1 protein-coding gene is annotated in these 341 nt (G+C 35.2%); it reads left to right on the forward strand.

What is annotated here, in order from left to right:
• Positions 1 to 54 precede the first annotated feature (54 nt).
• Positions 55 to 341, forward strand: a 287-nt coding sequence (locus tag H7J92_RS17395) for a helix-turn-helix domain-containing protein (protein ID WP_221838276.1), incomplete at its 3' end; no start/stop codon positions are given.

Raw genomic sequence — 341 nt, forward strand, 5'->3', positions numbered from 1 at the left:
TGACGTGCACCCCAAAAGTTAGAGTTCAAAATCTAACTTTTGGGGTGTTTTATTATGGCTAAGTATAGTAATGAATTTAAGATGATGATTATTCTTGAGTATCTCGATGGTAAATCTGGATATAAGACATTAGCCAGAAAATATGGTGTGAAGGCTGATACACAAATTAGGAATTGGGTGAAATCATACGAGAAGTATGGTGTCAAAGGAGTGTTTCGAAAGAAAAGTAAGGAAGTTTACCCTGTTCAATTCAAGCTCGATGTACTAAGCTTTATGAAAAGGACAGGTACTTCTTTAAATGAAACCGCACTTCATTTTGGATTAACGAATCCTCCTATGAT

The organism is Sporosarcina aquimarina (assembly GCF_019748715.1).
In the GTDB taxonomy this organism is placed as follows: domain Bacteria; phylum Bacillota; class Bacilli; order Bacillales_A; family Planococcaceae; genus Sporosarcina; species Sporosarcina newyorkensis.